General features: G+C 60.3%; 8 protein-coding genes and 3 pseudogenes. 9 read left to right on the top strand and 2 right to left on the bottom strand.

Features of this window, described 5'->3' with window-relative positions; translation table 11 throughout:
- The first annotated feature begins 952 nt into the window (after positions 1–952).
- On the top strand, positions 953–3,232 hold the full coding sequence (locus tag N2597_RS31795; protein ID WP_183599852.1) for a hypothetical protein: 2,280 nt from the start codon (positions 953–955) through the stop codon (positions 3,230–3,232).
- Positions 3,233–4,523: 1,291 nt separating this feature from the next.
- On the opposite strand, the pseudogene N2597_RS31790 reads toward N2597_RS31795, so the two are convergent.
- Positions 4,524–4,875 (bottom strand): annotated as a pseudogene (locus N2597_RS31790) (IS3 family transposase); the annotation flags it as partial.
- 93 nt (positions 4,876–4,968) lie between these two features.
- Between N2597_RS31790 and tssA the strand changes: the two are divergent.
- From tssA to tssG, 7 genes and pseudogenes are all read left to right on the top strand, one after another.
- Complete coding sequence (gene tssA, locus N2597_RS31785) at positions 4,969–5,961, top strand: type VI secretion system protein TssA (protein WP_004680423.1); 993 nt, start codon at positions 4,969–4,971, stop codon at positions 5,959–5,961.
- Between the two features lie 35 nt (positions 5,962–5,996).
- Positions 5,997–6,551, top strand: a complete 555-nt coding sequence (gene tssB, locus N2597_RS31780; protein WP_004680424.1) for a type VI secretion system contractile sheath small subunit — start codon at positions 5,997–5,999, stop codon at positions 6,549–6,551.
- A 2-nt stretch (positions 6,552–6,553) separates the two neighbouring features.
- Positions 6,554–8,041: a type VI secretion system contractile sheath large subunit gene (tssC, locus tag N2597_RS31775; RefSeq protein WP_004680425.1), complete on the top strand. Its 1,488-nt coding sequence runs from the start codon at positions 6,554–6,556 to the stop codon at positions 8,039–8,041.
- Between the two features lie 115 nt (positions 8,042–8,156).
- Positions 8,157–8,690: an Hcp family type VI secretion system effector gene (locus tag N2597_RS31770; protein ID WP_004680426.1), complete on the top strand. Its 534-nt coding sequence runs from the start codon at positions 8,157–8,159 to the stop codon at positions 8,688–8,690.
- 86 nt (positions 8,691–8,776) lie between these two features.
- A complete protein-coding gene (gene tssE / locus N2597_RS31765) occupies positions 8,777–9,280 on the top strand; it encodes a type VI secretion system baseplate subunit TssE (RefSeq protein ID WP_004680427.1) in 504 nt (167 codons plus the stop codon).
- Complete coding sequence (gene tssF / locus N2597_RS31760) at positions 9,280–11,166, top strand: type VI secretion system baseplate subunit TssF (RefSeq protein ID WP_008536039.1); 1,887 nt, start codon at positions 9,280–9,282, stop codon at positions 11,164–11,166. The genes tssE and tssF overlap by 1 nt, the downstream gene beginning before the upstream one ends.
- Positions 11,130–12,053: pseudogene (gene tssG / locus N2597_RS31755) on the top strand (type VI secretion system baseplate subunit TssG); the annotation flags it as partial. The gene tssF and the pseudogene tssG, both read left to right, overlap by 37 nt.
- Before the next feature lie 153 nt (positions 12,054–12,206).
- On the opposite strand, the pseudogene N2597_RS31750 reads toward tssG, so the two are convergent.
- Positions 12,207–12,344 (bottom strand): annotated as a pseudogene (locus N2597_RS31750) (CoA ester lyase); the annotation flags it as partial.
- Between the two features lie 549 nt (positions 12,345–12,893).
- Between N2597_RS31750 and N2597_RS31745 the strand changes: the two are divergent.
- Positions 12,894–14,921 carry a type VI secretion system Vgr family protein gene (locus N2597_RS31745; protein ID WP_004680430.1) on the top strand — a complete coding sequence of 676 codons (2,028 nt, stop codon included), beginning with the start codon at positions 12,894–12,896 and terminating at the stop codon, positions 14,919–14,921.
- Positions 14,922–15,312: the final 391 nt, after the last annotated feature.

The raw sequence follows: 15,312 nt of genomic DNA, 5'->3' as shown, positions 1-15,312 counted from the left end.
TCTGCTGCAATGATGCGTTTACGCTACCAGTTATCAACGGCCTGGCCATGTCTTCGGGATCTGCCGGCCTCCCGTCACCTGAGCTCGATTCCGCAGAGCCGCCCCATGCCACAACAGCAAAAAACGGGACCCACGGTGATTGAGCGGCGTCCGAACGAGGCTCGGCAAGCTGGAGCGGTCGATGGTCGCAGTCGCGCCCCTTGCACTCTGGTTAAGTCGCTTGAGCCCCTGATAAATTCTGACCTTCCGTCAGCAGTCGGTGCCCGACAGCTGACCCCTTGTTTCCTGAAGGCCATATCCCAGGGGGGTGAGCATGGTTGACAGGGACCCTCGGACTAAGGGGCAGGGCTCTTCGCGGCCGGATGAGGGCCGGCACCCAGCGGATCAAAGAGCGCAGTCTTCAGTGGCGCGTGTCGATCAAGTGGCCGACAACTTCAATTCGGACGACATCTGGCAAGAGAATTCGGTATTGCGTTACGTGGAAAGGCTAAGCGTCGACCAGCCAAGCCCGCCGACCGAGCTTCAAAGCCCTGAAGAACAAACCCCGCAAATGATGGCTGACATGACGGAACTGACGAGAGTTCCGGTCGTCCCGGCAGAGACCGCGTTCAACCTCACGAGGACAACAGATGAATACAATAATGCCGATCGCACTATTCACCTCGTCGAGGGCCAGCCGCTGGAGACTGGCCCTCAGCGCGGGGGGCTGCATGGCCTTGGGAATTTAGAAGCCTCAGCGGTTGCCGGGCCCACCGAGGTGCCGGGTGGAAGAGAGGAGCATTCGGCCATGTCCGAGGTGCCCGCGGAGCCCAGCGATCCGACCGGTGGCGGGCGCAAGAGGCGGACTACTGAGAAGGACGCAGATCCCAGGCCCAGCCGCAGGCAGACGTTATATGCTCAAAGGCCGCTGGCGTTGGCGCCTGATCTCAGCGCCGCGAATGCCGGCATAATCGTGGGGGCCTCAACGGGCGATCTCGTCAATCGAGCGGCGTTCCGGACGGTGTCGGCCCAGGACCAGGCGAGGCTGGACGAAATCGCCAGGCAGACACCGCGGCAGTCGAGGCAGAGCAAGGGGGCGTGGGCGGACGCGCTGAAGGCGGCCCATCCCAATCTCAGCGCCGCCGATGCCGCCGTAATCGTGGGCGTCGTAAAGCGGGTTATCGCCAGGAGGGCGGCGTATCGAACGGTGTCGGCCCAGGACCGGGCGAGGCTTGACGAGATCAAGGCGGCGACACCGCAGCTGTCGGGGCAGAGCAAGGGGGCGTGGGCGGACGCGCTGAAGGCGGCCCATCCCGATCTCAGCGCCGCCGATGCCGCCATAACCGTGGGCTCTTTTAAGGACGATATTGCAAGGAGGACGGCGTTCCGGACGGTGTCGGCCCAGGACCAGGCGAGGCTGGACGAAATCGCCAGGCAGACACCGCAGCTACCGGGGCAGAGCAAGGGGGCGTGGGCGGACGCGCTGAAGGCGGCCCATCCCGATCTCAGCGCCGCCGATGCCGCCATAATCGTGGGTGCCGTAAAGCAGGATATTGCTAAAAGGGCCGCGTTCCAGACGGTGTCGGCCCAGGACCAGGCGAGACTGGACGAAATCGCGGCGGTGACACCGCGGCTGCCGGGGCAGAGCAAGGGGGCGTGGGCGGACGCGCTGAAGGCGGCCCATCCCGATCTCAGCGCCGCCGATGCCGCCATAATCGTGAATGCCGTAAAGCAGGATATTGCTAAAAGGACAGCGTTCCAGACGGTGTCGGCCCAGGACCACGCGAGGCTGGACGAAATCGCCAGGCAGACACCGCAGCTACAGGGGCAGAGCAAGGGGGCGTGGGCGGACGCACTGAAGGCGGCCCATCCCGATCTCAGCGCCGCCGATGCCGCCGCCATCGTGGGCGCCGTAAAGCGAGTTATCGCCAGGAGGGCGGCTTTTCAGACGGTGTCGGCCCAGGATCAGGCGAGGCTGGACGAAATCGCTAGGCAGACACCGCGGCTGCCGGGGCAGAGCAAGGGGGCGTGGGCGGACGCGCTGAAGGCGGCCCATCCCGATCTCAGCGCCTCCGATGCCGCCATAATTGTGGGTTCCGTAAAGCATAATATTGTAAAAAGGGCGGCGTTCCGGACGGTGTCGGCTCAGGACCAGGCGAGGCTGGACGAAATCGCCAGGCAAACACCGCGACAGTCGAGGCAGAGCAAGGGGGCGTGGGCGGACGCGCTGAAGGCGGCCCATCCCGATCTCAGCGCCGCCGATGCCGCCACAATCGTGGGCGCCTTAAAGGACGATATCGCCGTGAGGGCAGCGTTCCGGACGGTGTCGGCCCAGGACCAGGCGAGGCTGGACGAAATCGCGGCGGTGACACCGCGGCAGGGGCGGAGCAATGCGGCCTGGGCGGACGCGCTGAAGGCGGCCCATCCCGATCTCAGCGCCGCCGATGCCGCCACCATCGTGGGCGCCGCAAAGGACGAAATCGCCAGGAGGGCGGCGTTCCGGACGGTGTCGGCCCAGGACCAGGCGAGGCTGGACGAACTCGCTAGGCAGACACCGCAGCTGCCGGGGCAGAGCAATGCGGCCTGGGCGGACGCGCTGAAGGCGGCCCATCCCGATCTCAGCGCCGCCGATGCCGCCGTAATCGTGGGTGCCATAAAGCAGGATATTGCTAAAAGGGCGGCGTTCCGGACGGTGTCGGCCCAGGACCAGGCGAGGCTGGACGAAATCGCGGCGGCAACACCGCGGCAGGGGGGGAGCAATGCGGCCTGGGCCGATGCGCTGAAGGCGGCCCATCCCGATCTCAGCGCCGCCGATGCCGCCACCATCCTGGGCACCTTTAGGGACGATATCGCCAGGAGGGCGGCGTTCCGGACGGTGTCGGCCCAGGATCAGGCGAGGCTGGACGAGATCAAGGCGGCGACACCGCAGCTGCCGGGGCAGAGCAAGGGGGCGTGGGCGGACGCGCTGAAGGCGGCCCATCCCGATCTCAGCGCCGCCGATGCCGCCATAGTCGTGGGTGCCGTAAGGCGCGATATCGCCGTGAGGACGGCGTTCCAGACGGTGTCGGCCCAGGACCAGGCGAGGCTGGACGAAATCGCTAGGCAGACACCGCAGCTGCCGGGGCAGAGTAAGGGGGCGTGGGCAGACGCACTGAAGGCGGCCCATCCCGATCTCAGCGCCGCCGATGCCGCCATAATCGTGGGTGCCTCGAAGAAAGGGATAGCCAGGAGGGCAGCGTTCAAGGTGATATAGGACGGCTCATGACTCATCACCACATTCCCTAGGAACTGCACCATCATGTGCGTTGGTTGTCCACCACGGGATTGCATGAGCATGTGAGAGCGCCGAATTTTTCTTCAGTCTGGAGGCCAATACCTGGCTCGAGATCGATATTTAGGGGCACGACGGCCGGCGCATTCCGGCTGACTAACACGCCGAGAGCGACCTCGTCTTCGACGGTCGGGAGCGCAGAATGTCGGCTCGCATGCCGCTGCGACCATCAGCCCGCTCCTCGCAAGATTGGCGCCAAGGCCGCCGTCGAACGATGGCGACGAGGCAAGTTTTTCCAAAACTTTCTTTAGCATAGAGGTAGAAGGATCGCTACAGCGGGGTTGCAGTGCGCGGGCGGCTAGGGTGACTAAGTGCGTGCACTCCACGACCGTCAAACGGGGTCGGTGTCCGTCAATTCGAAATCGCAGGGATCTGCACGAGAGACCGCGTGGTTGCCCTGCACGACTAATGGAAGCAGGGTCGACAGTCACGTTGGGATGCGGTAGGTGCGCGATAGAACGGGGGATTGGCGGCGGGACTCGATTCTTTTTAGAAGATCACGCAAAGCCGCATCACACCCATTGTCAAAAGTAAATACCGCGACGATGGTTATTAAACTTCGACTTCCGTCGAAAACGGCAATGGCGCTCACGAAGGAGGCCGGCCGCTGCGAAACCCCGCCATCTCCGCACCCCACTCCTTCGCTCCAACTGGGAGCAAAATGAATGAGGCAACGTGCGAATCTCGGGGAGCATCGTTACATGCGGTCAATACGGATCTCATCCAGATTGTCGCCCTATATGCCTCGTGCGGCGGTCCGGCGGAGCGCAGGAGATATAATGCCGTTGAAGTGCTCGAGCCGTTCTACCACTGACGCCGGGTCGCTGCACGCGCGATGGACCCGCCGGCTGGCCGCTCGTTCGATGAGGGTCCGCGCGCCGACACCCCCAAGAGCGATCGCCGAGGACGCCATCCACCTTATGCAGCAACTGGCGCGGAGGCGGCCGCGCGAAGACTTCGTAGTTGGAGGCCTTCAGGCTCACGTTTGCAACGGTACTCCGCAGGTTGCCCTTTGCAACGACTGCCCGACGATGTCAATTCAATCTGGCTGAGCTTGTACCGTCAAGTTTATCCAGTTTGGGGTTCGCTCCAGCGGTGGGTTGCGCATCCGCGGCGGCATCGGCGGGTTTAGGTGCGGAGACCATTCCGGCTGCGCAGCACTGCATCACGTCGCGGGTTGCCGATCTGGGCGAACTCTGCAGGGTTAGTCAGCCGAGGCCAGAGTGCTTGGCTTGCCACGCTCCTCGATAACCCGATCCAGTCCACAGGCGACCGCAGGCCGGAGAGCGAAGTATCGGCGACGAGAGTCCGGCTTTCCTCACGACCATCAGAAGCCTGAACCCGCGCCAACGATCATTGGCAGCCAGCGGGATCAACACCAACGCTTGCCTTTCGCTCGTTTCCGGCCACGGCGCTTGCGCATCGTGAGCTTCTCCTCCCGATGGACCCGGAAGAGCTTCTTGTTGTTCACAAGGGTGTCCCTCGCGCCTGAGCAGCACATAGCTGCGTCAAGATCCGAAGCGGCGGCATTCACGCCCCAAGCATTCACGACATATACGAATGTCGATTGTGCATGAGCAATCGCGTCTGCTCATTGCTAAACATTGAGAAACAGAGGCGCGACGATCTTTTATGTCGGGAAAACTGGGATTTGGGTCATGCTCGATGCAGATCATCTATTAAAACCGATCAGCGACGGCAACGCATGCGGGGATGCTCTCGATTACGATTTGAGCTTCCTGGAGCTGGAGATAGCGTCGCATGGCAAGCCGCACCAGCAGATAGGCGACTCCATCGCCACCGAGGAGGCTCCCGATTGGACAGAGGTGTGGCGGCTTGGCCTCGACCTTTCTGCCCGCACTAAGGATCTAAGAGTCGGCATCTTGCTCACACGATCCGCCCTCAGTCAGTTCGGCTTCTCTGGTCTAAGTCGGGGGCTTGAGCTGCTCGCGGCCTATGTCGAGCTCTACTGGTCAGAGCTACATCCGCGACCGGATCCAGAAGATGACGAAGATCAGACCGTTCGCCTCAACGCTCTAGCGAGCCTCTGCGATCTCTCCGGGCTCTTGGCAGAAATACGCCAAGTCCCACTCACCTCCTCCAGGCAATTCGGGACTTTTACGCTCCGCGATTGGGCTGGTGCGCTACGGTCCCAATCTACGGAAATTGATCGTTCGACCATCGAGCACGCCTTCATCGACACCGACCCACTGCAGCTCGAGCAGATCAGCACTGGTCTCCACGCCAGCCTGGCAGCCGCCACCCATCTAGACGCGAGTGTTCGGCAGCACGTCGCGAGTGACGAGGCCGTTCGATTCGACCCTCTGATAGTGCTACTCACCCAGGCCAAGGATCTGGTCGACGCCCATCGGAAAAGGGCCCAGCCTGCAGCCCCGGCATCTCCATTGCCAGACTCTAGCAAGGCCTCTTACCCCGAAGTGATCCGCAACCGCGATGACGTTGTCGAAATTCTTGGCCGCATTTGCCACTGGTACCAGGTGAATGAGCCCGCGAGCCCACTGCCAGCCCTCCTGGAGCGCGCGCAGCGACTTGTCTCGAAGGACTTCATGGCTCTTATCAAAGAGTTGGCGCCAGAAGGGGTTGCCCAATACCGTTCGATTGCCGGTCTGGCGGTCGGCGAGGGCACGTGACGTGCGCAATCTTCCCTATCAGGAGAGTGGAACACATGACAAAGGCGAGTAGTCAAAAGTTCATCGCGCGGGTTCGTCCGCCTCGCGTACAGATCGAATACGACGTCGAGACCTATGGCTCTCAGAAGAAGGTTCAGCTTCCCTTCGTGGTCGGCGTGATGTCCGACCTCGCCGGCAATGCTGCCGAGCCGCTTGCCCCTGTCGCGGAGCGCAAGATGATGGAGATCGATATCGACAATTTCGATGATCGGCTCAGATCGCTGAGGCCCAGGGTGGTGATGCGGGTGCCGAACCTATTGACCGGAGAAGGCCAACTCGCTGTCGACTTGACGTTCGAGCGGCTCGAAGATTTCTCGCCGGCGGCCGTGGCGCGCAAGGTCGACAGCCTTAGCAGGCTGCTCGAGGCGCGAACGGAGCTCTCCAATCTGCTGGCCTATATGGACGGGAAGAACGGTGCCGAAGAGTTGCTCACCCACTTCCTCGCGGATTCGGCACTGCTAAGCGCCCTCGGCAATGGCATCGAGACTGAGAAGCCTGATGCAGTGGTTGCCGCTCCGCCATTGGCATCCCCAGACACAGAGGAGAACTGATCATGATGCCTGCAGATGCCACAGATGTACAGGTCGCCACCGTTGATCTCGGCGATTTCACCCGCATGCTTCGATTCGAGTTCAAGATCCGCTCGGACCACTCCCGTGACTTGGTGGAGAGTGCCGTCCGAACACTGGCCGAGCAGGCACTTCAAAACACGTCGCTGATCAGCGACGATGTCGTCACGACTATCCAAGCAATGATTGCTTCGATCGACCAGAAGCTTTCTGCACAACTCAACGAGATCCTCCATCACGAAAATTTCCAGCGCGTGGAATCAGCTTGGCGGGGCTTGCATCACCTTGCCATCAACACCGAAACCGATGAAACGTTGAAGATTCGCGTTCTCCCAGTTTCAAAGGTGGAGATGTCCCGAACTCTGCGGAAATATAAGGGTGTCACCTGGGATCAGAGTCCGCTATTCAAAAAAATTTACGAAGACGAATACGGCCAAATCGGCGGTGAACCCTATGGCTGCCTGATTGCCGACTACTATTTCGACCATACCCCACCGGACGTAGAGTTGCTTTCGGGACTGGCGCAGATCGCGGCGGCGAGCCACTCACCGCTTATATCTGCCGTCTCACCACATCTGCTGCAGATGGATTCTTGGCGTGAGCTTGCGAACCCGCGTGACATCACAAAAATCTTCCTCACGCCCGAACATGCCCCTTGGCGGGCGTTCCGCGAGAGCGAGAACTCTCGGTACGTGGCCCTGACCTTACCACGCACCCTTGGCCGGCTGCCCTACGGGGCCAAAACCAACCCGGTCGATGAATTCGCCTTCGAGGAGGACACAGACGGCGGCGACAGCGAGAAATACCTTTGGACGAACGCAGCCTACGCCATGGGCGTAAATATCACGCGCTCGTTCAAGCTCTATGGCTGGCTCTCCAGAATTCGTGGCGTCGAATCCGGCGGCCTGGTCGAGGGTCTGCCGGTACATACCTTCCGCAGCGACGACGGTGGCGTCGACCTAAAATGCCCCACTGAGATCGCGATCAGCGACCGCCGTGAGGCCGAACTGTCCAAAAACGGTCTTCTACCGCTGTTGCACCGCAAAAACACGGACCTCGGCGTATTTATTGGCGCTCAAACTATTAACAAGCCGGTCAAATACGAAGACCCCGACGCGTCAGCGAACGCCGAACTCAGTGCCCGGCTACCCTACATCTTCGCAACCTGCCGCTTCGCACATTATTTGAAGTGTATGGTCCGGGACAAGATTGGCACGTTCAAGGAGCGCCACGAGGTCGAGGAGTGGCTCAACCAATGGATTCAGGGCTATGTCCACCCCTCGCCCGAGCTTGGGAGCGAAGAGAGTAAGGCACAGCAGCCGCTCTCCTCAGCCGAGGTCAAGGTGGAAGAGGTCGAAGATAATCCCGGATATTACGTTGCGAGATTTTACATGCGGCCACACTACCAGCTCGAAGGCCTAACCATCTCTTTGAGACTTGTCTCGCGCCTGCCATCCGCCCGCAAGGACTGAGAAAACCCGCAGATGATTGTGCTCCGTTCTCGGCGCCAAAACTCCGGAATAGCTGCCCCGGGCTGGCCGATGCAATCCAGGCCCAATCAGATCAACGAGAAAAGGAAAGTCCATCATGGCGTTCGACGCGGTTATAAAATTCACGCAAGCGTCCAAGGACGGCATTTTGCCCAAGGGCGAATCTATCATTCTAAAGGACGGTATCACCCTAGCGGACGAATGGAGCTTTTCACTCGAAAACAAGCTGAACATTGGGCCTCATACCGCCGGGGCGGGCGCGGGCAAGGCCGAATTCGAGGTCTTCACTATCAAGAAGCAGGTGGATACGTCATCGCCCTCTCTGTACGTTGCCTGTGGTCGCGGCGCCCACTTCAATAGCGTCGAACTGAAACTTTTCAAAGCGACGGGGAGCGGACAAGCTACATCAGAATCGAACCTGTTCTTGCACTGGAGTTTCAACATGCTGGTAGTCGAGAAGGTCGAGTGGTCCTATGCGGAAGAGGCCCCCGAGGAGACGATCACATTCCGGTTCGGCGCCTGCAAGGTCATTTATTACAGGCAGGATGAAAAAGGCGCTCTTACCAAAGCTGGCGAGGGCATCTGGAACCAAATCGCGAACAGCACCGACTTCAATAGGCTCGTCGGCTGATGGGGCCATCGGCAACCCGGGAATATTCGGGGCTGCGCGCGAAAACGACAGATCGACTCGTCGCCATTGCACCTGGAGATTGTAACATGGGCAGAGATGTTAAGCGGGATCTCGTGCAACCATCCCTCCTGGACCGGCTTACGGACGATGAGCCGCGCAGCTCGTGTGAAGCGCAGGACAAGCGCAGCTTCTCTGTTCGCCAACTGGAAGAGGTGATTCTACGCGATGTTTCCTGGTTGTTGAACACCAATCAATTGGGTGCAACCGTAGATCTACAAGCGTACCCTCACGTAGCGGCCAGTGCACTTAATTATGGTGCCTGGCCTCTCAGCGGACAAATTCGCGAAGGCATGGATAAGAGCGCATTGCGCGAAGCGATAATCGAGAGCCTTCAGCGCTTTGAGCCGCGTCTCTTACCGGACACCCTGAAGGTCACGGTCCTGGACGATGGTCAGGGTTGCGGCACTTTTCGCTTTAGGATCGAAGCCGATCTGTGGGCGCAGCCATTGCCGGTGCGAATGGTGATGCGTACGGAGGTAGATTCCGAGCTCGAATCCGCCCGCGTTCATCTCGGTACAGAGATAAGCTGATGGATCCCCGGCTCCTGCGACTGTACAACGACGAACTTGCTTATATGCGCGAGATGGGGGCCGAGTTCGCCCGTGCATTCCCGAAGGTCGCCGCCCGGCTCGGGATGGAATCAGCGGAGGTCGCCGACCCCTACGTCGAGCGGCTTCTGGAAGGCTTCGCTTTCATGGCGGCGCGGGTGCAATTGAAGCTTCAGTCTCGCTTTCCGGAATTCACCCAGCACCTCCTGGAGATGGTCTATCCGCATTTTCTACCGCCGCTCCCCTCGATGACGATCGTCCGTTTCGAGCCCGACCAGGATGCCGGACGACTTGAAAATGGATACCTCGTGCCGCGGGGAACCAAGCTTTTGGGCCGTCTTGCTCCGGGCGCCGTCACACATTGCGAGTTCCGCACGGCCCATGATGTGCATCTCTGGCCAATTGTGGTGAGCGCTGCCGATTATTTTTCGACGCCGGGGCAGATCGCCGCACTGGATCTTCCGGCCCGGCAAGATGCGAAGGCTGCTTTGCGACTACGCCTTCGCACCACCAATGGCATGCCGTTCAATAAACTCGGACTAGAGGCTCTCACACTGCACCTAACAGGCCCCGGTGGCATCGGCGCCGCACTCGCCGAACAGCTTCTCGGTGACGCATGCAATATCATAGCCCGTCCGGTCGGCCGGCCTATCCCTTGGCAGGAAAAGATTCCGGTTCATGCGCTGCAGCAACGCGGTTTGGAGCCGAGCTGTGCTCTCCTGCCCGAGGTGCCACGCTCTTTCGACGGGTACCGTCTCCTACAGGAGTATTTCGCCCTCGCGGAGCGGACGTTGTTCGTCGAGGTTAGCGGGCTGGCAGACGCAGTAGCCCTGTCAACTGCCGAGACCCTTGAGATCGTCTTCGCACTCAGACGTGTCGAGCCACGGCTGGAACGACAGCTCGGGCCCCAAAATATCGTTCTCTTCGCAACGCCCGCGATTAATCTCTTCGAACGCCAGGCAGATCTCGTCCACGTGAGCGACAAGAACACCGAGCATCATGTGATTGTTGACAGGATGAGGCCGCTCGACTTTGAGGTCCACTCGATCCTCGAGATGAGCGGAGACGGGGCGAAAAACGAAGCGGCTCCCGTGAGGTTCTACCCGTTCTATAGCATCAGCGCGCACGGTCAGGAGGAGCAGCATTCCAGATACTACGCGATCCGCCGGGAGCAGCGCCTCATGTCGGAGCACCAGCGTCTAAATGGCGCGCGGACTGGCTACATCGGCAGCGAAACGTTCGTTTCTCTAGTTGATCGCCAGGCGGCTCCCTATTCGGCGGAACTCCGGCATTTGTCTGTAAACTGCCTGTGCTCGAACCGGGATCTGGCGCTGCTGCTGCCGATCGGCCGGGACGAGACAGACTTCACCCTGGAAATCGGCGCTCCAGTTACCGCCACCCGGTGCGTATCGCCCCCGAGCCGACCGCGCCACTCCTTCGCCAATGGCGATATCACTTGGCGATTAATTAGCCATCTTTCACTGAACTACCTCTCGATCAGCAATTCCGATAGGAACGACCACCGGGGCGCAGAAGCGCTACGTGAACTCCTCCGCCTCTACGTCGATCCAGTCAATGCCTTCGCCTCACGGCAGATCGACGGGATCCGGGAGATTCGGTCCAGGCCTGCGGTCAGGCGATTGTCCAGCGGTGGACAAGCCGCCGTAGCACGTGGGATTGAGGTTGGTATCATCCTGGACGAAGCGGCCTTCGAAGGCGTTGGCATCTTTCCGCTCGCCTCCGTGCTCAACCAGTTCTTCGCGAAATACGTATCCATCAACAGCTTCACCGAGATGGTCGTCTCGACGCTACAGCGCGGGGAGGTAATGCGATGGCCGACGATGGCCGGCCGCCGGGCGATCCTTTGATTTCGGGGGCACTCGGCGACTTCCTAAGCTCGCTCAGGGCCGAACCGCATGCCTGCGACTTCTTCCAGGCTCTGCGGCGGATCGATGCAATCTGCTCAGATCGGCCTCGGCTGGGAGAATCGAGCGGTCCCAGCCTGGATCGCGTGCGGATCGCCCAGCAGCCCTCCCTTGCATTTCCGACTCGATCGATCGCGGGCGTGACTGCGCACGAGGAGAACGACCCCGTAATCTCCACCTACGCCTTCGGCTTGTTTGGACCCCACGGTCCCCTCCCATTGCATCTGACGGAGTACGCCCTTCTCCGGCAGCACAACGCCGCGGATGAGACGCTGATCCGATTTGCTGATACCTTTCATCATCGAATGGCCTCGTTCTTCTTCCGCGCATGGGCGGAGGGCGAACCGACCGTGAGCTATGACAGGCCACAAGAAGATCGATTTGCCCTTCAGCTCGGCGCGCTAGCCGGCTTCGGGATGACCTCCCTGCGCGCGCGGGATGCTATGCCTGATCTGGCCAAACTCCACTTCACCGGCCGTCTCGCCTCACACACCCGCAACGCCGAGGGGCTCGCTGCCATCCTCGCCAGCTTCGTCGAGGCGCCGGTTGATATCCGTGAATTTGTCCCAAAGTGGGTGGATCTGCCCCGCATATCGCTCTGCCTCCTGGGCCGCGACCCGGCCACGGGCACGCTGAACAGCAACGCTATTGCAGGTGCGAGGGTCAGAGTGTGGCACCATCGGTTCCGACTCATTGTGGGTCCCCTCAGCCTGGCTCATTACGAATCGCTTCTGCCCGCAGCTCCCGGCCTTAAGTCGATAGCGGAGATCATCTGCAACTACCTTGGAGATGAACTTGACTGGGAGATTAACCTCGTTCTCCGTCAGGAGCAGGTCCCGGAAGTGCAGTTGGGTCGCTGCGGCAGACTCGGATGGTCCAGTTGGATGGGCAAGAGGAAAACGCGCCAGCACGCCGATGACTTGACAACTACCCCGACTGACCGGGACCCACCGGCTGCCGCATGGCGCTCTCCTGAAACGGACATCCATGATGCGGCGGGCCCGCTCGACCTTCTTTTCGGGCGGGGAGAAGATCTCCTTGGCGAGATCGATCTGGAACGGGTGAATGGCCCACGTAACCTCGATACCAAGTGCGGCGGCACGGCGGGCGGCGGCTTGGAAGGCCCGTTATGACAAGCATCGGAAGCTCGACTCTCTTCAGTAAGCTCAACGCAAACTGCAATGGGACCGCCAAGGCCCTTTGCAAAATTCGCCGTGACGCCTCTTTGGAACGTTATCGCCATTTTGACGCCCTTGAGGCTTCAGCAGCGGAGAGGCCTATCGAGCCGACGATCGCGGCGAAACTCGACCACCGTGGTTGTCCGCTCGGGCGCTGCGCCCTGGGCCTGGTTGAATCTTCCAGGAGACACGTCGTCGCTAGCACCGCCGGAATCCGCCAACTCATCGATGTTACAAGGCCGCATGGCGAGATTTGGGTGGGACTTAGCGTGGGTGAGTTCCAAGAGACCCACACGCTTTCTTCACCCCGCCCTCCCCCGCTTGGCTCTGACGATGCGGGCCAGCAAGACATCTTGGCTGAGCAACGGTCGGCGATTTCGATGCACGAAATAAACGCTTTTCGGCATCTTCGCCGATGGCTTCGGCAGCATCCTACTCACGCCATCGGGCGCAACCGCGCCTTCTCATCAAATCTGCGGAACACACACCACCATGGTCGAGTCAAGAATCGAGAGTCTCTTAAGGCACAATCGTTTTGTTGCGGTCACTTCGGCCGCGTCCGAGTTGAATGAAATCTCTCTCCGGCGGCTCAGTGGCACCGAGCGGCTGGGGGAACCTTTCCTCTACGAGGTGAAGCTCGCCAGCCGCAATCCAGTTCAGAACTTTGCTACGATCCCCGGTCAAAACCTGACAATCGGCCTTAAGCTCAAGGACTCGCAAACGCGCTTCTTCAACGGTGTTGTTACGCGCTTCCAATATCTCGGCCTCGACGATACCGAGCACCTCAACTACGTGGCGCAGGTGCGGCCGTGGATTTCATTGCTCGAGCATCGCTCTAACAGTCGGGTCTTTCAGAACAAGACGAGCATCGAGATCATCACCACGATTTTTCGAGAACATAAAGGCAATTTCAAGAATCAGACCGCCCGACGGTTCCCACAGCGCCCATATTGCGTCCAGTACGATGAAACGGATCTGGCCTTCGTCAGCCGCCTCATGGAGCAGGACGGCATCTACTACTATTTTGAACATGCTGAGGACCAACATGACCTGGTGCTGGTCGACAACGCCGCGAGTCACATGGCCTGCACGCCTGAGATCGTAGAGACCCACCACAATCTCAGGCCTGCCCGAAGTCTTTACCAAGAAGATGTCATCCTGCATTGGGACGAGGTCGTATCGCTACAGCCGAACAAGGTCGTTCTCAGGGACTATGACCATGAGAAGCCGATGGCAGAACTGACGTCTGTCGCGCGTGTTCCTCCCGTGAGGACAGGCGGCATTCCGCCATGCAAGCTCACGGGAAGCGCCATCACCCGACCGCGGGAGAGCGTGGCGGTCAGAACGGGCGAGACCTCGTCGGCAAGCAGCGGCTGCACGGCAATGCGGGAGGTCTTCGAGTATCCAGGCCAGTATACAAAAAAAAGCGATGGCGATTTCTACGCCACCATCCGTGCCGAGGAACTCGCCTGCAACGCTTATCGCGCGCGGATCGAAAGCACTGCGCGCCAGATAACGACCGGGTCATTATTCAAGGCGGCAAATCCCTTCTACTACGGCCAGGTCGGTTCCCGCCCGAAACCCACCGATCGCTTTCTGGCAGTCGGACAGGACTTCACTGTCATCGGTGAGGTGGGGGACGATCTCACTGCGGACACCGTGGGGGGGAAGGGCGAGCGGTTCCTCTATCACAGCAACGTAGAGATTATCCCCGCGACAACCCAGTACCGACCGAGGCGCCGCACACCGGCGCGGTTGATTCACGGACCGCAGACGGCCGTCGTCGTGGGCCCCGAGGGCGAGTCGATCGCGACGGATAAGTACGGCCGTGTGAAGGTTCAGTTCTTCTGGGACCGAGAAGGCGGAAAGAACGAGAACAGCTCCTGCTGGATTCGGGTGGCCCAGAACTTCGCTGGTAAGGGTTTTGGCAACCTGGTCGTCCCACGGATCGGCCATGAGGTCGTGGTTGATTTCATCCACGGCAATCCCGACACGCCCCTGGTGACCGGCGTCGTATACAATGGCTCAAATCTGCCGCCTGAAACCCTGCCGACCGACAAAACGCGGTCGACCTTCCGGACGCATACCGATGGCGGCGCCGCTAATGCCTACAATGAACTGCGCTTTGAGGACAAGCAGGGCCGTGAGGAGGTCTATTTGAAGGCCCAGAAGAATCATACCGTCGAGGTCGGGAATATCTACAGCATCGACGTCAAGAGACACTTCCTCCTGACCTCGGGCGGCGCCGCGCCCGACTCCCCTGCCGCAGCGGCCTTAGGTAGCCGCGTCGAGGTAACACCCGACAAGATCCGCCTTGTAGTATCGGGCAGAACCGGCCCGCAGGCCATCGAAATCAGCGGCGATGGGATCGCCATTATCGGCACGATGATTGGCGTTATGGCAACACCTCCGCGGCTCGGGTCCATCGTCTCCATGCCGCCGCCGACACCGGGTCCACCCACGCCGTCGATAATGAAGCTTATTGCGACACTCGGGCTGCCGCCTGTTACGCCCGAGTGACACGATGTCAAGGTGAACTGGTTCTGGGCCTCGGCTGTCCGGAAGTCGTTGCCTTTAAGTCGGCAGGGCCCTGCAGGCGTAGAGAAAAAGCGTAACGGCTTCGGCGTCGTAAGCTGACCTACCAAATCAACGTGACACTGCGAGATTGCCCGAAAATGAGGAAAGGTTATCGCGCGTGAGCGTTTGTTCCGGGAACTTGCGCCTCAGTTAGATGGAGTTGCCACGCGAAATCGGCCGCAAGCGGCTCCAAATGCGTCTGGTTTAGGTCTCCACCAAGCTGGAACTGGTGGATGAAATACCTTTATCACTCGGCGTCACGAAATTGCGATCAGGGCGCGGGCGGCGCAAAAATCAGCGTTCTCGATCTGGGCGTTACAGCGCTGCTTTGCAG

The organism is Rhizobium sophoriradicis (assembly GCF_025200795.1).
Classification (GTDB): domain Bacteria; phylum Pseudomonadota; class Alphaproteobacteria; order Rhizobiales; family Rhizobiaceae; genus Rhizobium; species Rhizobium sophoriradicis.
The sequence above is the reverse complement of the archived record's forward strand: the minus strand, read 5'-3'. Positions and strand labels throughout refer to the sequence as shown.

Bases quoted from the DNA above. Each gene is read 5' to 3' on its own strand.
- tssA (WP_004680423.1), top strand. From the start codon at position 4,969: ATGCTCGATGCAGATCATCTATTAAAACCGATCAGCGACGGCAACGCA.
- tssB (WP_004680424.1), top strand. From the start codon at position 5,997: ATGACAAAGGCGAGTAGTCAAAAGTTCATCGCGCGGGTTCGTCCGCCT.
- tssC (WP_004680425.1), top strand. From the start codon at position 6,554: ATGATGCCTGCAGATGCCACAGATGTACAGGTCGCCACCGTTGATCTC.
- N2597_RS31770 (WP_004680426.1), top strand. From the start codon at position 8,157: ATGGCGTTCGACGCGGTTATAAAATTCACGCAAGCGTCCAAGGACGGC.
- tssE (WP_004680427.1), top strand. From the start codon at position 8,777: ATGGGCAGAGATGTTAAGCGGGATCTCGTGCAACCATCCCTCCTGGAC.
- tssF (WP_008536039.1), top strand. From the start codon at position 9,280: ATGGATCCCCGGCTCCTGCGACTGTACAACGACGAACTTGCTTATATG.
- N2597_RS31745 (WP_004680430.1), top strand. From the start codon at position 12,894: ATGGTCGAGTCAAGAATCGAGAGTCTCTTAAGGCACAATCGTTTTGTT.